The following is an 18,627-nucleotide window of genomic DNA, read 5'->3' on the forward strand; positions in this document are numbered from 1 at the left end:
GGCGAGGGCCCGCAGGCGCCGACCGGGTAGCCTCGGGCGGGCCCCGCGACCGCGTGGCCGCCCTGCTGCGCCGCGGGGCCGACGTCGCAGGGAGAACCGCACCGGCATGGTCGAGCTGGCACCCCAGAACCCCGTCCCCCACCCGGTGCAGAACGCCGTCGGAGTCGACATCGGCGGGACCAAGATCGCGGCCGGGGTCGTCGACCACCGCGGCGAGATCCTCGTCCAGACCCGGCGCGAGACGCCCGCCTCGCACCCCTCGGCCATCGCCGACGCCGTCGCGGACGCCGTCGCGGAGCTGCGCACCACCCACGTCTTCGGTCCGGTCGGCGTCGCGGCCGCGGGCTTCGTCGACGCCGCGCGCCGCCAGGTCGTGTTCGCCCCGAACCTGGCCTGGCGCGACGAGCCGCTGGCCGACCACCTCGAGGCGCGGATCGACGCGCCCGTCGTCGTCGAGAACGACGCCAACGCCGCCGCCTGGGCCGAGTACCGCTTCGGCGGCGGGCTGGACGAGCACGGCAACGCCGTCGACGACCTCGTCATGCTCACGCTCGGCACCGGCCTGGGCGGCGGCATCGTCACCGGCGGTGTCCTGCAGCGCGGGGCCAACGGGGCGGCGGCCGAGCTGGGCCACGTCCGTGCCGTCCCCGGCGGGCGCGCCTGCGGCTGCGGGAACTCCGGCTGCTGGGAGCAGTACGTGGCGGGCAACGCGCTGGTGCGCGACGCGCGCGACCTGCTGCGCTCGGGAGACTCGGACGGAGCGCCGTTGCTCGCGGCCGTCGGCGGGGACCCCGAGGCCGTGACCGGCCCCGTCGTGACCCGCCTCGCCCAGGCCGGCGACCCCGGCTGCGCGCGGCTGCTGGCCGACGTCGGCCGCTGGCTCGGGGAGGCCGTCGCGAGCTTCGTCGCCATGCTCGACCCCGAGGTCGTCGTCATCGGCGGCGGCGTGTCGAGCGCCGGTGACCTCCTCCTGGGCCCGGCACGGGTCAGTCTGGCCGAGAACCTGTCCGGCCGGACCCACCGCAAGCCGCCGCCCCTGCGCACCGCGACCAAGGGCAACGACGCCGGCATCATCGGCGCCGCGGACCTGGCCCGCGTCTGAACCCCGGCCACCTGACGACCCCGGGAGACCGCATGGCCACCCCCCGCACACCCCGCGTGCCCGGCACCCCCCGCCGCCGCCGCGCCCCCGACCCGCGTCGCGTCGCGCTGCAGCAGCGGCTGCGGCAGCAGACGCGCCGCGTCTTCATCGGGGACGGCCCGGCCGTCGGCGTGGACATCGGCGGGACGAAGGTCGCCGCAGGCGTCGTCGACGGGGAGGGTCGCGTCGTCGCGCAGCTGCGCCGCGAGACGCCCACGACGAGCCCCCAGGGCGTCGAGGACACGATCGCCGAGGTCGTCGAGGAGCTCGCCGCCCACCACGACATCGTCTCCGTGGGCATCGGCGCTGCCGGCTTCGTCGACGCCGAGCGCGCCAACGTCCTGTTCGCCCCGCACCTGGCCTGGCGCAACGAGCCGCTGCGCGAAGCCGTCGAGCGGCGCGTCCGCACCCGTCTGGGCCGGCGCGTCGGGCGGCGCACGGTCGTCGAGAACGACGCGAACGCCGCCGCCTGGGCGGAGTACCGCTTCGGGGCCGGCCGCGGGGAGTCCCGGCTCGTGTGCGTGACCATGGGCACCGGCATCGGGGGCGGGATCGTCACCCAGGGCCGCGTCGTCCGCGGCCGCTACGGCATCGCGGGCGAGTTCGGGCACATGATCGTCGTGCCCGGCGGCCACCGCTGCGAGTGCGGCAACCGCGGCTGCTGGGAGCAGTACGCCTCCGGCAACGCCCTCGTCCGGGAGGCGCGCGAGCTCGCGCGGTCGAACTCGCCCGTGGCCCACCACCTGCTCGACCTCGCCGGCGGCAACCCCGAGGCGATCAGCGGCCCGATGGTCACCGACGCCGCCCGCGCCGGGGACCCGGCCGCCGTCGAGCTGTTCGAGGACGTCGGGCGCTGGCTGGGCATCGGCGTGGCCAACCTGGCCGCCGCGCTCGACCCGGGGACCGTCGTCATCGGCGGCGGGGTCTCCGACGCCGACGAGCTGCTGCTCGGCCCGTGCCGGGACGCCTACCGCCGCACGCTGACCGGGCGTGGGTTCCGGCCCGAGCTGACCATCGCCCGCGCGAGCCTGGGCCCGGCCGCCGGCCTCGTGGGGGCGGCGGACCTGTCCCGCGGCTGGGGGTGAGCACCGCGCAGGCTCCGTTGCGGGTCGCCACGTTCAACGTCCGGGAGCTGCTCGACGACACGCTCGCCGTCCGCGAGGTGCTCCGGACGGCGGCTGCCGACGTCGTGTGCCTGCAGGAGGTGCCCACGCACGTCCTGGCCCGGCACCGGCTCGGGGTCCTCGCCGCCGACACGGGGTTGTGGGTGGCCGCGTCCGGCCCCGAGGGCGCCGGCACCGCCGTGCTCACCGCGACCCGCGTCGACGTGCGGGCCGCGGGGGTGCGCGCGCTGCCGATCCCACGACGGCGCGGCTGGAAGCCGGTCCGGCCGCGTGGGACGGCCGAGGCCGTCGTGCGGGTGCCGGTGGAGCAGGGCTGGTCGGCCGCGGTGCTCGTGCGCAGCGTGCACCTGGGCCTGGACGCGGGGGAGCGCTTCGGCCACCTGTCCCGGCTCACCCCGGGGTGCGCCGTCGACGGTGAGGTCGGCCGCTGGCGGGACGCGCCCACCGTCGTCGCGGGAGACCTCAACGAGGAACCGGGCGGCCCGGTCCACCAGCGGCTGTGCACGGTCCTCGTCGACGTCGCCGAGGCCGCGGGGGACCCGCAGCCCACCTTCCCGGCCCGTTCCCCGCGGCGCCGGCTCGACCTGCTGCTGGCGGACCGTCAGCTGGGCGTCGTCGGCGCGCACGTCCCGTCCGGGCACCCGGGCGCGAGCGACCACCTGCCCGTGGTGGCGGACCTGCTGTTGCCCGTCGGACCCCGCTGAACTCAGACGACGGCGCCGTCGTCATCGTCGTCGTCCCGGCTGCTCGGGAGGCGGATGACGAGCGTGGCGAACCCGGCGACGAAGACCGCCGCGGTGATGGCCGTCATGAGCTGGGGGACGTCGTTCCACCCCAGTGCGACGACGAGGAGGAACAACGGGGAGCCGACGACGGCGATCCAGGCGGCCCAGCCGACGACGTCGCGCGGCAGCGGGGACGGGTCGGCGGGGACGAAGCGGTCCTCGCCGAGCGCCCGCAGCTCAGCGGGTTCGTCGTCGCGCTGGCGGGGGGTCGCGAACCACTCCGGGGACGGGACGTCCTCGCGCGGGGCGGGCGGCAACGGCGCGGCCGGCCGGACGAGCCGGGTGCGGTCCTCGGGGGACTCGGCCGGGTCCTCGGCTCCGGCGCGGTGCCGGGGGGACCGGTCCTCGGCGGCGGTGGTGTCCTCGGCCGGCGTCGCGGGCGAGCCGTCACGGGTCGGGTCGTCGGTGCCGGCCGTGTCCGCGGGCTCGGCCGGGGTCGCGTCCCGCGCGTCGTCCGCGCGTTCCGGCGCCGCGGTGTCGTCCCCCCAGTGCGCGACGATCTCGGCGAACGCCGCGTCGACGTCGAGGGGGCCGGAACCGTCGTCCGGGGTGCGGGACACGCGTTCATCGTGTCACGCCGGGCCGGGACCGGTCGAGGTCGACGCGGTCTCGACGTGTGGTGGGAGTGCTCACAGGTAGCGTTCCGGAGGTGCCCCGGTTCCCGGTCCTGTACTGGCCGATCAAGCTGCTCGTCGCTGAACCGCTGGTCACCGCCGTCTTCCGGCCGTGGGTGCGCGGGCTCGAGCACGTCCCGACCTCCGGCCCGGCGATCCTGGCCAGCAACCACCTGTCGGCGGCCGACACCGTGCTGCTGCCCACCGTCGTGCGCCGCCGCGTCACCTTCATCGCCAAGGCCGACCTGTTCCGGGGCACGGGCCTCAAGGGGAAGCTGACGGCCGGGCTCATGCACGGCATCGGGCAGCTGCCCGTGGACCGCTCCGGCGGTCGTGCGTCCTCGGCGGCGATCGACAGCGCGGTGTCGGTGCTGCGCGACGGTGAGCTGTTCGGCATCTACCCCGAGGGCACGCGGTCGCCCGACGGCCGCCTCTACCGCGGGCGCACGGGGGTGGCCCGCATCGCGCTGGCCTCGGGCGCCCCCGTGCTGCCGGTCGCGATGGTCGGCACCGAGGACCTGCTCCCGACCGGCCGCGTGCTGCCCAAGGTGCGCCGCGTCGGCGTCGTCGTCGGTGAGCCGCTCGACTTCTCCCGCTACGCCGGGCGGGCCGACGACCAGCTCGTCGTGCGCTCGGTCACCGACGAGGTGATGGCCGCGATCCAGGCGCTCTCGCACCAGGAGTACGTCGACGCCTACGCCGAGCGCAGCCGCCTGCGGTCCGAGCTGTCGCGGGGGACGGGCGTGCCCGAACCGACCACGCCGTCCTCCGGTGGGCCCGGCGGCCGTGCCGCCCCGACGGGGGAGCCGCCACGGCCTCCGGAGGCGGGCGACGACGCGCCGGGTGGGGGTGCCGCGACGCGCTGACCGCGCGGTGGCAGAGTGCTGCCGTCCAAGGGTCGTCCCGCGGGTCTTCCCCGGGGTCAGGCACGCCGGCGAGGACGCCGGGGAGTGGAGTCCAGGATGCGGGTCGGGATCCTCACCGGGGGCGGCGACTGCCCCGGTCTCAACGCCGTCGTGCGGGCGGCGGTCATCGCCGGGACGCAGCGGCACGGCATGGAGTTCGTCGGCTTCGTCGACGGCTGGCGCGGGGTGCTGGACGGCGAGACCGTCCCGCTCGACGAGGCCACCGTCCGGCCGCTGCTGACCGTCGGCGGCACCGTCCTGGGCTCGTCCCGGACCAACCCGCTCAAGGACGGCGTCGAGCAGGGCGTGGCCCGGGTGCGGTCGCAGCTGTCCGCCCTCGGGGTCGACGCGCTCCTGGCCATCGGCGGCGAGGACACGCTCGGCGTCGCGACGGCCCTGCACGAGGCGGGCGTCCCCGTGGTCGGGGCGCCCAAGACGATCGACGACGACCTGTCGGCCACCGACGCCACGTTCGGCTTCGACACCGCTGTCCAGACCGCCGTCGACGCGTGCGACCGCCTGCGCACGACGGGCGCCAGCCACCACCGCGCCATGATCGTCGAGGTGATGGGCCGACACGCCGGGTGGATCGCCCTGCACACGGGCATGGCGGCGGGCGCGCACGTGACGCTGCTGCCCGAGGCGGACGTCGACCTCGACGCCGTGGGCGCCACGGTGCGTGAGGTGCTGGCCCGCGGCGAGGCGCCGCTCGTCGTCGTCAGCGAGGGCGCCAAGGTGCACGGCGCCGAGGCCGTCAAGAACTCGCCGCGGGACGCCTTCGGGCACGTCCAGCTCGGCGGGGCGGGCGACGCCCTCGAGCACGAGATCGCCGCGCGGGTGCCCGGGCTGTCCACGCGCGTCACGGTCCTGGGCCACCTGCTGCGCGGCGGGACGCCGTCGGCCGCGGACCGGATCCTCGCGACGCGGTTCGGGCTGAGCGCGATCGAGGCGCTCGCAGCGGGAAACCTGGGGACCATGGCGTCGCTGCACGGGGTGGACGTGGTGCAGGTGCCGCTCGCGGACGCGACCGGCGTCCTGCGAACGGTTCCCGACAGCAGGCGCGCGGAGACGGCGGGGCTGCACTGGTGAACTCCGGCGCCCGCGGGGGCGCCGGGGTGCGACACTGGCCCGCGTGAGCACGCACACGACCGCGACGACCGCCCCGAGCTCGATCCCGGGTCAGTCCAGCACCAGCTGGCCGGACCTGCCCGCCGCTCAGCAGCCGCAGTGGCCGGACGCCGCCGCGCTGGCCGAGGTGCAGGCGGAGCTCGCGTCGTATCCGCCGCTCGTGTTCGCCGGGGAGGCCGACCAGCTGCGCGGGCAGCTGGCCAAGGCGGCCCGCGGCGAGGCGTTCCTGCTCCAGGGCGGGGACTGCGCCGAGACGTTCGCCGGCGCGACGGCCGACGGCATCCGCCGCCGGCTCAAGACGATGCTGCAGATGTCGGCCGTCCTGACCTACGGCGCCTCGCTGCCCGTGGTCAAGGTCGGCCGCATGGCGGGTCAGTTCTCCAAGCCGCGCTCCAGCAACGACGAGACGCGCGACGGTGTGACGCTGCCCGCCTACCGCGGTGACGCCGTCAACGACTACGCGTTCACGCCCGAGTCCCGGACGCCGGACCCGCAGCGGCTGCTGCGGGCCTACCACACGTCGTCGGCGACGCTGAACCTCATCCGCGCCTTCACGACCGGTGGCTACGCGGACCTGCGCAAGGTCCACGAGTGGAACCGCGGCTTCGCGGCGACGGCGGCCAACGCGAAGTACGAAGCGCTGGCGCGGGACATCGACAAGGCGATGAAGTTCATGATCGCCTGCGGAGCCGACTTCGACGCCCTGCAGACGGTCGACTTCTTCGCCAGCCACGAGGCGCTGCTCCTCGACTACGAGCGGCCGCTGACCCGCACGCTGGACGAGGAGCCGCCGCTCAGCGGTCCGGCCGGCACCGACGTGCGCCAGGGCGGTCCCTACGACGTCTCGGGCCACATGGTGTGGATCGGGGAGCGCACCCGTCAGCTCGACGGTGCGCACGTGGACTTCGCCTCGAAGATCCGCAACCCCATCGGCATCAAGCTGGGGCCGAAGACCTCCGTCGAGGACGCGCTCGCGCTGGTCGAGAAGGTCGACCCGTACCGCGAGCCGGGCCGGCTGACCTTCATCACGCGCATGGGTGCCTCGACGATCCGCGAGGCCCTGCCCGCGCTCGTCGAGGGGGTCACCAAGGCCGGCGCGCAGGTCACGTGGGTCTGCGACCCGATGCACGGCAACACGATCACCTCGACCAGCGGGTACAAGACGCGCCGGTTCGACGACGTCGTGGACGAGGTGCGCGGGTTCTTCGAGGTGCACCGCGCGCTGGGCACCGTGCCCGGCGGCCTGCACGTCGAGCTCACGGGCGACGACGTCACCGAGTGCCTCGGCGGCGCGTTCGACATCGACGACGCGGCCCTGGCGACCCGCTACGAGTCGCTGTGCGACCCGCGCCTGAACCACCAGCAGTCCCTCGAGCTGGCCTTCCTCGCGGCGGAGATGCTCTCCCAGCGCTGACCGGTCCGACGAAGGGCCCGGGACCTCGCGGTCCCGGGCCCTTCGTCGTGCTCAGGGGTCAGACCACCGTCAGGGTGATCGTCGAGCCCTTCGGGACGCTCTGTCCGGCGGCGGGGTCGCTGCTGCGGACGGTGCCGAAGACGCCGCCGAGGAAGTTGTCGCGGGCCACCTTGAAGCCCAGGGCCTGCAGCTGCTGCGTCACCGCGTCGACGTTCTTGCCCTGGACGTCGGGGACCTGGACGAGCGGCGGCCCGGAGGAGACGACGAGCTGGACCGCGTCACCGCGGAAGAGGGTCCCGTCGGCGGGGGTCTGGGAGATGACCTGCCCCTTCGGCACCGTCTCGCTGATCTGCTGGTCGACGTCGCCCACGGTCAGGCCGCGGTCGGTGATGGCCTTCTGCGCCGCGTCCTGCGGTTGGTCGACGACGTTCGGCACGTCGATGGGCTCGCGGCCCTTGGAGACGACCAGGGCGACGGGGGTGTCGTGGTTGACGACCTGTCCCACCGCGGGGTCGGTGCGGATGACGGCCCCTTCGGGCACGTCCTCGCTGAACTCCTGGCTGACGGCGCCGGCGGCCAGCCCCGTCTCGCGGAGCTGGTCCTCGGCGTCGGACTGGGAGGCCTTGACGACGTCCGGGACGGCGAACTGCTCGATCCCACGGCTGACGACGATGGTCACGGTGCCGTCCTTGCGGACGCGGTCCCCGTCACGGGGGTCGCTGGAGGCGACGAGACCGGCGGCGACCGTGTCGCTGTACCCCTGCTGCTCGTCGACGCCGAGACCGGCCGCGCGCAGGATCGAGGTGGCCTCCTGCGGCGACTTGCCGGCCACGGCCGGAGTCGTCGTGTAGGCGCCGGGCCCGGCGAGGAAGTACCAGGAGATGCCGGCACCGACGGCGAGGACGAGCAGCACGAGGCCCACGAGCAGGCCCCGGCGCGAGCGGTGGCCCTCCGAGGACGGGGCGGGGTCCGCCTCGTCCTTCGCCGCCACGGCTCCGATGCGGGTGGTGCTGCCCGCCGCAGCCGGGACCGCGGGACGGGGTGCCCGGGCGCTGAGCTGCGCGGGCGTGAGGGACGACCGCACGGCGCGCAGCTGCTCGAGCATCTCCCCGGCGTCGGCGGGCCGTTCGTCGGGGTGCTTGGCCAGGGCGTCGAGGACGAGCGCGTCGAGCGCCTTCGGCAGGCCGGGCGCCTTCACCGACGGCGGCGGCACGGTCTCGTGGACGTGCTTGTAGGCGATCGTGAACGGGCTGTCGCCGGTGAACGGCGGCGCGCCCGTGAGCATCTCGTAGAGCATGACGCCGACGCCGTACACGTCGCTGCGCGCGTCCGTCTCACCGGTCTCGAGCTGCTCGGGCGCCAGGTACTCCGCGGTGCCCATGAGGTCGCCCATGCCGACGGTCGTGCTCTGGCCGCCGGTCGAGGCGGCCCGCGCCAGGCCGAAGTCGGCCACCTTGACGCGGCCGTCGTCGGCGACGAGGACGTTGGCCGTCTTGACGTCCCGGTGCAGGACGCCCTTGCGGTGCGCCTCGGCGAGGGCGTCGAGGACGTCCGCCGTGACGCCGAGGGCCTCACCTGGGGTGAGGGCTCCCTTGTCGAGGACGACGTCACGCAGCGTGCGCCCGTCGATGAGCTCCATGACCAGGTAGGCGGTCTCGGTGCCGCCCTCGTGGTCCACGCCCTGGTCCAGGACGGCGACGATGCCCGGGTGGGTCAGCCGCGCCGCGGACTTGGCCTCCCGGACGAACCGGGACCGCGCCGTGGGGTCGTGGGCGAGGTCGGCGCGCAGCACCTTGAGGGCGACCACGCGCTCGAGCCGCTCGTCCTCGGCCCGGTAGACCACGCCCATGCCCCCGCGGCCGACACGGCCCAGGACGTGGTACCGCCCGTCCAGGCGTCGTCCGACGAGGGGGTCGGAGAGGGTCGCGTCCACGGTCAGCGAGTCTAGGTCGACTCAGCGTCCGAACCGGGCCGCGACTCAGCGGAAGCGGGCCTGCAACGTCTGGACGTTCGCGACGTAGCGCCGGGTGTCGTCGTACATGCCGCGGGACCGGACCGAGGCCTGCCCCTGGTAGTACGACGCGATCGCGACGTCCGGCGCGTTGTTGGCGACGAGCGTGCGCAGGATCGCGACGCCGGCCTTGGCGTTGTCGCGCGCGTCGAAGAGGTCGATCGGCTCCCCGAGCAGATCCGAGGCCCACTCGCCCGAGCTGGGGATGACCTGCATGGCCCCGATGGCGTTGGCGCCGGAGACGACCTTCATCTGGAAGCCGGACTCCTGCATCCCGATGGCCAGGGCCAGGGAGGGGTCCACCCCGAGCCGGACCGCCGTGGAGCGGATGATCTCCCGCATCTCCGCCTTGCTCGGCTGCTTGCTCGCCTGGATGCGGGCGCGGTTGGTCGAGACGGCGTCCGAGACGGCCGGGGCCTGGGTGGTGGGCTTCGGCGACGTCGCCGGCTTGGCCGGCTGGGCGGCGGCACCGGTGCGCAGCGTCTGGCCCTCGACGATGAACCCGGCCGCGTCGAGGCCGTTGAGGGCCACCAGGTCGGCCACGCTCGTCCCCGTCGCCAGCGCGATGTGGGACAGCGTGTCGCCGGCCGCGACGGTGTAGGTGCCGCCCGCCGCGGGGGCGCGCCCGCCCGAGGTCGAGGCGCCGGCCGTGCCGCCGGGCAGCGTCAGCACCTGACCGGCCCGCAGGAAGCCGTCGGCCGTGAGCCCGTTCGCGTCGCGCAGGGCGCCGACGGTCGTGCCCTGCGCCAGGGCGATGTGGGAGAGGGTGTCGCCGTCCTGCACGGTGTAGGAGCCGCCGGCCGACGTGCTCTGCGGCCCCGGGACGCGCAGCTGCTGCCCCTCGACGACGAAGGCGTCCGCACCCAGCCCGTTGGCGGTGACGACGGCGTCGACGGTCGTGCCGTGCGCGGCGGCGATGGCCCCGACCGTGTCCCCGGCCTCGACGGTCACCACGGTCTCGCCGGGGGCCGCGGCGGCGTGCGCGGCGGGGACGAGGGCGGTGGGGGCGGCGGCGCCGACGAGCGCGGCGGCCAGCCACCGTCCGCGACGCGCACCGGTGGTGGGGGTGTCAGTGGTCTCGTCGGCCATGGCGTCCCTCGCAGTCGTGACGGGTGGTGCAGCTGGTGCGGGAGTGCACCGGTGGGGCAGGGCTGAACCTAGCGGACCCCTCCGACGCACCGCCGTCCACGATGTCGGAGGAGCACCGCCGAGCACGGGAGGTGACCGGGCGCGTCGCAAGGTGAGCGCGCGGTGACCGGTGTCGCCCCCGCGGCGGACACGGCAGACTGGAGGGGTGGTTGCACCGCTGAGAGCAGAGATCGCCCGGGAGAAGAGCACCGAGGAGCTGGACGGCCTCGTCCCGGAGTGGCTGACCGTCCCCGACGTCGCCGAGCGCACCGGCCAGGACCAGCGCGTCGTGCGCCGTTGGCTGCAGGAGCGCGAGCTCGTCGCCGTCCGGCGCGGCGAGCGCTCCGTGGCGCAGGTCCCGGCCGCGTTCGTCACCGACGAGGGCCCCCTGAACCACCTCAAGGGCACCTTGTCGGTCCTGATGGACTCGGGGTACACCGACGTGGAGGCGCTGGCCTGGCTCTTCACGCCCGACGACACCCTGCCGGGGACCCCCATCGACGCCCTGCGGGCCAACCGCAAGACCGAGATCCGGCGACGGGCCCAGGCGCTCAGCTTCTGAGCCGCCCGGCGCGGCGTCTCAGGAGGCGGTCGTCCAGCGCGCCTCGTCCCAGCGGGCGAGGCGCGCCCGGACCAGGCCGGGCACGGCGACGGCGAGCCGCCGGCCCATCCCGACCTTGACGCGGCGCGACAGCACGTCGAAGCCGGCGGCCTCGACCTCGCCGAGGATCCCGCCGTAGAGCAGGTAGGCCGTGCGCAGGCAGTCCCGCGACGTGGGGTGGACCATGTCCAGCCCCGGCTCGGCGTACGCGTACAGCTCCCGGGTCCGTTCCGCCTCGAAGGCGAGCACGTCGCGGACCGCCTGCGGGGTCGTGCCCGCGGCCCGCGCGGCGAAGAGGTCCTCCCGCGTGAGCCCGAAGCGGGCGAGGTCCTCCTCGGGCACGTACACGCGTCCCCGGTCCAGGTCCTCCCCGACGTCGCGGACGAAGTTCGTCAGCTGGAACGCCTCGCCGAGCGCCCGGGCGCGCGGTGCCGCGTCCGGGGTGAGCGGTTCCAGGACCGGCAGCATCTCCAGCCCGATGACGGCCGCCGAACCGTAGACGTAGTGGCGCAGGTCCTCGTACGTGGCGTAGCCGGTCGTCGTGATGTCCATCCGCATGGACTCCAGGAACGCCTCGACATGCTCGCGCGGCAGGTCCCAGCGGCGCATCGTCGCCGCCATCGCCCGCCCGACGGGCTCGGCCGCCCCCTCCCCGTCACGGTGGGAGTCGAGGGAGGCGATGAACTCGTCCGACCACCGCACGAGGGCGTCCGGGTCCGGGTCCGTCAGGGAGTCCACGAACTCGTCGGCGTACCGCGCGAAGCCGTAGAGGGCCCAGACGTACGGCCGCTTGGCCGGCGGCAGGAGGAGCGTCGCGAGGTAGTACGTCTTGCCGTGCTCGGCGTGCAGGAGGCGGCACGCCTCGAACGCCTCGCGCAGGTCCTCCTCCAGCAGCGCCGGGTCGTCCTGCGCGGCGGCGTCGAGGCAGACGGCGCTGCTGCGGGGGATCACGCGCTGCGCCAGGCGCGGGACCGGTACGCCCGGTCGCGGCCGGTGACGCGTTCGGCGGCCAGGCGCCCGGACACGAGGACCATCGGGACCCCGACGCCGGGCTGGGTGCCCGACCCGGTGAAGACGACGTTCTCGCCCCACAGGTTGCCGGGCCGGAACGGACCCGTCTGCCGGAAGGAGTGCGACGCCGCGAAGGGCGCGCCGTCGGCCATGCCGCGGCGCTCCCAGTCGGCCGGCGTGGTGACGTCCTCGACCTCGACGCCCTCGGCGAACCCGGTGTAGCCGCGCTGCTCCAGCGTCTCCACCACGTGCTCGCGGTACCGCGGCCCGATGCGGTCCCAGTCCAGCCGGGACGACCCCGCCGACAGCGACGGCGTCGGGAACAGCACGTAGTAGATGTGCTTGCCCGCGGGGGCCAGGGACGGGTCGGAGACGGTCGGGCGCGACACGAGCACCGACGGGTCGCTCATGAGGCGCCCGTCGAGCAGTTCGGCGAACACCTCCTTCCAGGCGTTCCCGAAGTGGATCGAGTGGTGCACCGGGTCCGGGTAGTCCTTGGACGAACCGGCCAGCAGCAGGTAGCAGCTGGGGGAGTAGGACAGGGTGCGGCGCACCGGCTTCCCGAGGAGCTCCTCGCGCGCCACGGGCAGGTCGGGGTTCAGGACGACGACGTCGGCCGGGAACCGGCGCCCGTCCGTCGTGGTGACGGCCGTCGCCCGTCCGCCCTCACGCTCGACGCGGTCGACCGTGGCGCCGTAGTGGAACTGGACGCCGTGCTTCTCCGCGGCCGCCGCCATCGCGGTGGGCAGGGCGTGCATGCCGCCCTTGGGGAAGAACACCCCCGCGACGGAGTCCATGTAGGCGATGACCGCGTACAGCGCCAGCGCGTCGTACGGCGACAGACCGGCGTAGAGGGCCTGGAAGGAGAACATCCGCTGGGTCCGCGGGTCCTTGAGGAACCTGCCGACCTCGGGCGCCAGCTTCTTGAAGCCCCCTGCGGCCAGCAGTCGCACGAGGTTCGGCTTGAGCAGGTCCAGCGGGGTGTCGATGTTGCTGTCGATGAAGTCGCGGATCTCCCAGCGGTACAGGTTCGCGACGTGGTCGACGAAGCGCCGGTAGCCGTCCGCCTCGGCGGCTCCGCACAGCTCACCGATCGCCTGCGCGGTGCGCTCGACGTCCGCCGAGACGTGCAGCGAGGTGCCGTCGGCGTAGTTGCCCCGGTAGAGCGGATCGACCGGGTGCAGGTCCAGCCAGTCGTCCATGTCCTCGCCGAGCGCGTCGAAGCAGTCGGCGATGAGGTCCGGCATCGTCAGGACCGTGGGGCCGGTGTCGAAGCGGTACCCGTCCTTGACGACCAGCCCGGCGCGCCCGCCCGGGACGTCCTCGCGTTCGAGGACCGTGACGTTGCGCCCCGCCCCGGCCAGCCGCATGGCCGCGGACAGCCCGGCGAGGCCCGCCCCCACGACGACGACGTCGTCGGTGCGTCCCGCGACGTGCCGGGTGCGGCCCGGCAGCCAGTCCAGCGCGCTCACGAGCGCCTGCTCGTGGCCGCCACGACGAGGGCGTGCAGCGCCCCGCGCGCGTCCTCGGTGAGGTCGGCGCCGTCGAGGGTCTGGCAGGCCACCTCGACCTGCTGCTCGATCAGCGCCTCCACCCCCGCCAGGGCACCCGTGTCCGTCAGGACGTCGCGCAACGTGTCCACACCTTCCGTCGTCAGGTCGGGGTCTCCCAGCAGCCGGCGCACCGTCTCGGCCTGGGCGGGGGTGGCGCTCTGGACGGCCAGCCCCACGAGAACGGTCCGCTTGCCCTCGCGCAGGTCGTCACCGGCCGGCTTGCCCGTCTCAGCCGGGTCGCCGAACACACCCAGCACGTCGTCGCGCAGCTGGAACGCCTCACCGAGGGCGAGCCCGAAGCGGGAGTAGTCCGCCAGGAGGTCGGTCGAGGCGCCGGCGAGGGACCCGCCGAGCAGCAGCGGGTGCTCGATGGAGTACTTCGCGCTCTTGAACGTCAGGACCCGGCGGGCCCGGTCGACCGCGCCGTCGCTGCCGCGCTGCGTCGAGGACGCCTGCTCGAGCATGTCCAGGTACTGACCGCCCATGAGCTGGGTGCGCATGGTGTTGAAGACGCGGCGGCCGCGCAGCATCGCCTCGGCGGGCAGCTCGCTGCGGGAGAACAGCTCGTCGCTCCAGCTCAGGCACAGGTCGCCCGCGAGGACGGCGCCGGCCAGGCCGAAGCGCGTCCGGCTGCCCTCCCAGTCCTGCTCGCGGTGCAGCGCCTCGAACCGGCGGTGCACGGCGGGCTGGCCGCGGCGCGTGTCGGAGTCGTCCATGACGTCGTCGTGGATGAGTGCGGCGGCCTGGAACAGCTCCAGCGCGGCGGCGGCGGTGACGATGCCGTCGTCCCGCAGGTCCTCGGCCACGCCGTGGTAGCCCCAGAAGCAGAACGCGGGACGCAGCCGCTTGCCCCCGCGCAGGAGGGCGGCGATCGCGTCGAGGACGGGGTCGCAGTCGGCGCTGACCTCGCGCAGCACGGCGGTCTGGTCGTGCAGGAACTCCTCGAGGACCGTCGACACGGCGGTCCGCAGTTCAGCCGTCGCCCGGAGGGGGGAGCTCATCTCGACGGCCGTTGACTCGACACGGGGGGTGGGCGGCACAGGGGCACTCTAGGCACGACCCCCGACACGGGCGAACGGACGTCGGTGCTGGTCACCGGCAGGTCACGGGGGATCGTCTCCTACGGTGGGAGGCGTGGTGATGGACCGGGAGGCGTACCTGCAGCGCTGGAGCGCGCTGCACGGCGGCACGCACGCCAACGCGCTCGTGCGCGGCTGGCTCAGCGGCGCCCACGTCCTGGCCCGTCCCCTGGCCGCGGCCGGGACGGCGCCCTGGGTCGTCACCCTCGCCGGCGCGGCGCTCGCGGTCGCCGCCGCGGCGCTCGCCGTCGCCGGAGGACGCGGCGGGGCCGCCGCCGTCGGCGCCGGGGTGCTGCTCGCCGTGGCGGGGGTCTTCGACAACCTCGACGGCGCCGTGGCCGTCATGACCGGCCGCACCTCGCGGCGGGGCGCGCTGCTGGACGCCGTCGTGGACCGGGTCGGCGACGCCGCCTGCGCCGTCGTGCTCTGGGGGTGCGGGGCCCCGGCGTGGCTCGTCCTCGTCGCCGGCGGCCTGGCGCAGCTGCAGGAGTACGTCCGAGCCCGTGCGCAGGGCCTGGGCGTCGACGACGTGACCGTCGTCTCGGTCGCCGAACGCCCTGTGCGCCTGGCCCTGGCGGCGAGCTGCGCCATCGCCACCGCCATCGTCGTCTGGCTCGACTGGGCGACCCTGGGCGCCGGGGTCTGGGCCGTGCTCGGGCTCATCGGCATCGTCCAGGTGACCGGCGCGGTGGTCCGCCGGATCTGAGCCGCGTCGCCCGCGTCGTCCGCGTCGTCCGCGTCAGGCGGGGCCGACGAGGTCGGTGACGATGCGCGCCGAGAGCCCGACGAGCGGCAGCCCCCCGCCCGGGTGCGAGGACCCTCCCACGAGGAACAGCCCCGGCACGGGGGAGCGGTTGGCCGGGCGCAGGAACGCCGAGCGGGCCCCGTTGCTGGCGGTGCCGTAGATCGCGCCCCCGTCGCTGCCGGTGCGCTCCTCCAGGTCCGCGGGCGTGCGGACCTCCGCCCACCGCAACCGGGACCGCACGTCCAGCCCGCGGCGGGCGAGCGCGTCGAGGACGACGTCGGTGTGCCGGCGCACCAGGTCCCCCGAGCGCCAGTCCGTGCCCCCGTGCTGCGGGTCGTGCACGGGCGCGTTGACCAGGACGAACCACGCCTCGGTGTCGTCGGAGGGTCGCAGCGCGGGGTCGTCCGGGGCGCTGACGTAGACGGTCGGGTCGGCCACGGGCCGGCCCGCGGCGAGGTCGGCGAACTCCGCGTCGTAGTCCTCGGGGAAGAGCACGGTGTGGTGCCGCAGCCCGGGGGTGCGGCCCTCCAGGGCCAGCAGCAGGACGAACCCCGAGCTCGACCTCAACCGGCGCGGCGGCCGCAGCCGGGGCCGGGGCAGCAGGTCACCGTAGAGGCGGGCGGCGTCGACGGCCGAGACGACGACGTCGGCCCGCACCTGCGTGCCGTCGGCCAGCCGCACGCCCGCGACCCGCCCGCCCTCCTCCAGCACGCGGTCGACGGGGGCGTCCGTCGTGATGCGCGCCCCGCGCTCGCGGGCGCGGTCGGCCACCGCCCGGGCCAGCAGGTGCAGGCCGCCGCGCACGTACCAGGCACCGAAGGCCTGCTCGACGAACGGGACGGTGGCCAGCGCCGCCGGCGCTCTACCCGGGTCCGACCCGGAGTAGGTCGCGTAGCGGTCCAGCAGGGTCCGCAGCCGCGGATCCTGCAGGTACTGCCGCCCCACGCCCCGCAGCGACGACCAGGGCGCGACCGTCCGCAGCCCCCGGACGTCCTTGGCCAGGCGCAGCAACGTCCGCGGCCCCTCGAGCGCCGACTCCAGGAACGGTTCGCGCGCCACGTCCCAGATCTCGGCCGCGCGGCGCTGGAACGCCGTCCACTGCGCCCCCGTGCCCGCGCCGAGCGCGTCGTCGAGCGCCCGCGCCACCTGCGGCAGCCCGCCGCCGGGCAGGTCGACCTCGGTCCCGTCGGCGAACCGGTAGTGCGCCACCGGGTCCAGCTGGACGACGTCGAGCACGGACTCGACCGGGTCCCCGGTCTTGAGGAACAGGTCGCGCTGGACCGCCGGGAGCGTCAGCAACGAGGGGCCGGTGTCGAAGGAGAAGCCGTCCCGGCTGAACCAGCCGAGCTTGCCGCCCACCTCCGGACCCTGCTCGAAGACCTCGACCGCGTGTCCCTGCGCGGCCAGCCGCGCCGCGACCGACAACCCGCCGAACCCGGCGCCGACGACGACCACGCGGCTCAGAGCGACCGCCCCTTCCAGACCAGGCCGCCACGACGGCGGCGTCGCCAGGAGTCCCCGAGCAGCCCCAGCAGCAGCGCCACCGAGGCGGGGTGCCAGAACGCGTCCGGCACGGACCGGCCGCCCGTGCGCTCGGCCGCCGCGTAGCGGCCCACCACGCCGGCGAGGTAGCCGACGGCGCCGACGGGGGAGCCGGCCAGCGCCGCGACCGGCGGGACGAGGTACGTCACGGCGAGCCCGGCGCCGACGGCCGCGGCCGCCGGGGCCGAGCCGAACGCGGCCCAGAGCGACTTCGTGTACCCGTCCCGCAGGTCCCCCCAGCCGCCGTACATCCGGCACGTCGCCAGCGCCGTCCCGTCGGCGACGCCGCCGCGACCGCCGACGGCCTTGACCGCCCGCAGCAGCGCGAGGTCGTCCAGCACCTCACCCCGCACGGCCGCGTGCCCGCCCGCCCGGCGGTACGTCGCGGCGTCCACGACGAGGAACTGCCCGTTCGCCGCCGCCAGCGACGGCCGCGGCGAGACCTCGGCCCTCCGCAGCGGCAGCGTCGTCAGCCACGACCACTGCAGCAGCGGCTGCACGAGGCGCTCGCTCCACGTCAGCGCGAGCTGACGGGGGTAGGGACAGACCACGTCGAGACCCGTGCGGCGCAGCAGGTCCACCGCCGACGCCACCGCGTGGGGGGCGAGCACGACGTCCGCGTCCACGAAGACGAGGACCTCGCCCGTCGCGTGGCGTGCGGCCTCGTCACACGCCGAGGTCTTGCCCAGCCAGCCCGGACGCGGCCCGGCGCTGCGGACCAGCCGCACCCGCGGGTCGGTCGCCGCGAACGACTCGACGACCTCGGCCGTCCGGTCGCTCGAGGCGTCGTCGACGACGACGACCTCGTGGTCGGGGACCTCGACCTGGTCGAGCAGGGAGGCCAGGCACGCCGGCAGGTCCTCCTCCTCGTCGCGCGCGGGCACGAGGACGCTCACGCGGCCCGGCACCGGGGGCGGGTCGAGGACCGGTACCCGCAGGCCGCGGGCGTTGAGCAGCGAGTGCGCCGTGAGCGCGACGGCGCTCGCCGACCCGGCCCAGGTCAGGGCGCGCCACCCCCTCACGGACGGGTGTCCCGGCCGGCCAGGACCGAGCGCAGGTAGGGCAGGACGGTCAGCCCCATGGCGACGCCGCCGTAGGCGGCGACCACCGGCCGCCGGAAGAACACCGCGTTGCCGAGCGTGGACCCGAGCCACGTCCACCCCAGGAGCACCGCGGGGACGGTCTGCGGGGTGGTCGAGCCGGGGGTGTCGCGGGTCGCGGCGTGGGCAGCGCCGCAGATGGCCACCGCCGTCAGCAGCCAGCCGGCGTAGTTGGTCAGGGGGATCCCCGGCACGCCGGGCAGGTGCGGCCGGGGCGTCTGGAACGACCAGTGCCCGGCGGCCGTCATCTGCGGGTCGAGGAAGAGGTCCCAGGACGCGAGCGTCCACGCCGCGGTCGCGACCGTCGCGACGTCCCCGACCCCGGCCGGCAAGTCCCTGGCGAGGTGCCGCCCGAGCCGCACCGACGGGTGGGCCATCATCGTCCAGGCCAGCGGCACGACGACGGGCACGTCGAGCACCTGGGGGCCCAGCGTCCCGGCGTAGCGGTACCGGCCGAAGGGTCGGCCCGTCCGCGTCCCGACGGCTTCGGCGACGAGCCCGAGCCCCCCGGCGACGGCGAGCGTCGTCGCGGCCGCGCGGGGCCCGCCCCGGCGCGCCGCGTCCGTCACCGACGCCGCCGCGAAGGCGACGACCGACCCGATCGTGGTCCGGCGCAACCTCTCCCCGCGCAGCAACGGGTGGGCGACCTGGCTGAGCACGGCCCCGGCCGCGAGGGCACCGCTGAGCGTCCGGGACAGGGAGGAGGGCACGGCGAGCACTCTAGGAGCGGGGTCCGACACGGGCCC

The 18,627-nt window shown here is 75.4% G+C and carries 17 protein-coding genes; 8 read left to right on the top strand and 9 right to left on the bottom strand.

Going from position 1 to position 18,627, the window contains the following annotated elements; genetic code table 11:
• The first annotated feature begins 106 nt into the window (after positions 1-106).
• The 3 genes from ACFEMC_RS07645 to ACFEMC_RS07655 are packed head-to-tail and all read left to right on the top strand — an operon-like array spanning position 107 to position 2,969.
• Positions 107-1,102 carry an ROK family glucokinase gene (locus tag ACFEMC_RS07645; protein ID WP_380175111.1) on the top strand — a complete coding sequence of 332 codons (996 nt, stop codon included), beginning with the start codon at positions 107-109 and terminating at the stop codon, positions 1,100-1,102.
• A 32-nt stretch (positions 1,103-1,134) separates the two neighbouring features.
• A complete protein-coding gene (locus ACFEMC_RS07650) occupies positions 1,135-2,226 on the top strand; it encodes an ROK family glucokinase (protein WP_367636033.1) in 1,092 nt (363 codons plus the stop codon).
• Positions 2,223-2,969 carry an endonuclease/exonuclease/phosphatase family protein gene (locus ACFEMC_RS07655; protein ID WP_380175113.1) on the top strand — a complete coding sequence of 249 codons (747 nt, stop codon included), beginning with the start codon at positions 2,223-2,225 and terminating at the stop codon, positions 2,967-2,969. The genes ACFEMC_RS07650 and ACFEMC_RS07655 overlap by 4 nt, the downstream gene beginning before the upstream one ends.
• Before the next feature lie 2 nt (positions 2,970-2,971).
• On the opposite strand, the gene ACFEMC_RS07660 is transcribed toward ACFEMC_RS07655, so the two are convergent.
• Positions 2,972-3,610, bottom strand: a complete 639-nt coding sequence (locus ACFEMC_RS07660; protein ID WP_380175114.1) for a hypothetical protein — start codon at positions 3,608-3,610, stop codon at positions 2,972-2,974.
• Between the two features lie 89 nt (positions 3,611-3,699).
• Here ACFEMC_RS07660 and ACFEMC_RS07665 point away from each other — a divergent pair, with 89 nt between their 5' ends.
• The 3 genes from ACFEMC_RS07665 (at position 3,700) to ACFEMC_RS07675 (ending at position 7,111) form a co-directional block, all read left to right on the top strand.
• On the top strand, positions 3,700-4,530 hold the full coding sequence (locus tag ACFEMC_RS07665; RefSeq protein ID WP_380175116.1) for a lysophospholipid acyltransferase family protein: 831 nt from the start codon (positions 3,700-3,702) through the stop codon (positions 4,528-4,530).
• A 96-nt stretch (positions 4,531-4,626) separates the two neighbouring features.
• A complete protein-coding gene (locus ACFEMC_RS07670; RefSeq protein ID WP_380175118.1) occupies positions 4,627-5,658 on the top strand; it encodes a 6-phosphofructokinase in 1,032 nt (343 codons plus the stop codon).
• Positions 5,659-5,701: 43 nt separating this feature from the next.
• Positions 5,702-7,111: a class II 3-deoxy-7-phosphoheptulonate synthase gene (locus tag ACFEMC_RS07675; protein WP_380175120.1), complete on the top strand. Its 1,410-nt coding sequence runs from the start codon at positions 5,702-5,704 to the stop codon at positions 7,109-7,111.
• Positions 7,112-7,169: 58 nt separating this feature from the next.
• Here the strand turns inward: ACFEMC_RS07675 and pknB are convergent, their stop codons facing one another.
• Positions 7,170-9,044, bottom strand: a complete 1,875-nt coding sequence (gene pknB, locus ACFEMC_RS07680) for a Stk1 family PASTA domain-containing Ser/Thr kinase (RefSeq protein ID WP_380175122.1) — start codon at positions 9,042-9,044, stop codon at positions 7,170-7,172.
• A gap of 45 nt (positions 9,045-9,089) precedes the next feature.
• Complete coding sequence (locus tag ACFEMC_RS07685) at positions 9,090-10,211, bottom strand: LysM peptidoglycan-binding domain-containing protein (protein ID WP_380175124.1); 1,122 nt, start codon at positions 10,209-10,211, stop codon at positions 9,090-9,092.
• Positions 10,212-10,416: 205 nt separating this feature from the next.
• Between ACFEMC_RS07685 and ACFEMC_RS07690 the strand changes: the two genes are divergently transcribed.
• A complete protein-coding gene (locus tag ACFEMC_RS07690; RefSeq protein ID WP_367636040.1) occupies positions 10,417-10,812 on the top strand; it encodes an Rv2175c family DNA-binding protein in 396 nt (131 codons plus the stop codon).
• Between the two features lie 18 nt (positions 10,813-10,830).
• On the opposite strand, the gene ACFEMC_RS07695 is transcribed toward ACFEMC_RS07690, so the two are convergent.
• From ACFEMC_RS07695 to ACFEMC_RS07705, 3 genes are read right to left on the bottom strand one after another with little or no spacing between them, the layout of a single operon-like run.
• The gene (locus ACFEMC_RS07695; protein WP_380175127.1) at positions 10,831-11,802 is read right to left on the bottom strand and encodes a phytoene/squalene synthase family protein; all 972 of its coding nucleotides are present in this window, start codon (positions 11,800-11,802) and stop codon (positions 10,831-10,833) included.
• On the bottom strand, positions 11,799-13,334 hold the full coding sequence (gene crtI / locus ACFEMC_RS07700) for a phytoene desaturase family protein (RefSeq protein WP_380175129.1): 1,536 nt from the start codon (positions 13,332-13,334) through the stop codon (positions 11,799-11,801). Before crtI ends, ACFEMC_RS07695 begins: the two co-directional genes overlap by 4 nt.
• Complete coding sequence (locus tag ACFEMC_RS07705; RefSeq protein WP_380175131.1) at positions 13,331-14,416, bottom strand: polyprenyl synthetase family protein; 1,086 nt, start codon at positions 14,414-14,416, stop codon at positions 13,331-13,333. The genes crtI and ACFEMC_RS07705 overlap by 4 nt, the downstream gene beginning before the upstream one ends.
• A 139-nt stretch (positions 14,417-14,555) precedes the next feature.
• Between ACFEMC_RS07705 and ACFEMC_RS07710 the strand changes: the two genes are divergently transcribed.
• Complete coding sequence (locus ACFEMC_RS07710) at positions 14,556-15,200, top strand: CDP-alcohol phosphatidyltransferase family protein (protein ID WP_380176658.1); 645 nt, start codon at positions 14,556-14,558, stop codon at positions 15,198-15,200.
• Between the two features lie 33 nt (positions 15,201-15,233).
• On the opposite strand, the gene ACFEMC_RS07715 is transcribed toward ACFEMC_RS07710, so the two are convergent.
• Genes ACFEMC_RS07715 through ACFEMC_RS07725 form a run of 3 tightly spaced genes read right to left on the bottom strand, consistent with a single transcriptional unit; the run spans position 15,234 to position 18,591 of the window.
• Positions 15,234-16,703, bottom strand: a complete 1,470-nt coding sequence (locus ACFEMC_RS07715; protein ID WP_380176660.1) for a phytoene desaturase family protein — start codon at positions 16,701-16,703, stop codon at positions 15,234-15,236.
• Positions 16,700-17,803, bottom strand: coding sequence for a glycosyltransferase family 2 protein (locus ACFEMC_RS07720; RefSeq protein WP_380175134.1), 1,104 nt, complete (start codon positions 17,801-17,803; stop codon positions 16,700-16,702). Before ACFEMC_RS07720 ends, ACFEMC_RS07715 begins: the two co-directional genes overlap by 4 nt.
• Entirely contained in the window at positions 17,800-18,591 is a 792-nt protein-coding gene (locus tag ACFEMC_RS07725) for a carotenoid biosynthesis protein (RefSeq protein ID WP_380175136.1), read from the bottom strand. The genes ACFEMC_RS07720 and ACFEMC_RS07725 overlap by 4 nt, the downstream gene beginning before the upstream one ends.
• Positions 18,592-18,627: the final 36 nt, after the last annotated feature.

This window comes from Kineococcus sp. DHX-1 (assembly GCF_042473625.1).
Classification (GTDB): Bacteria; Actinomycetota; Actinomycetes; order Actinomycetales; family Kineococcaceae; genus Kineococcus.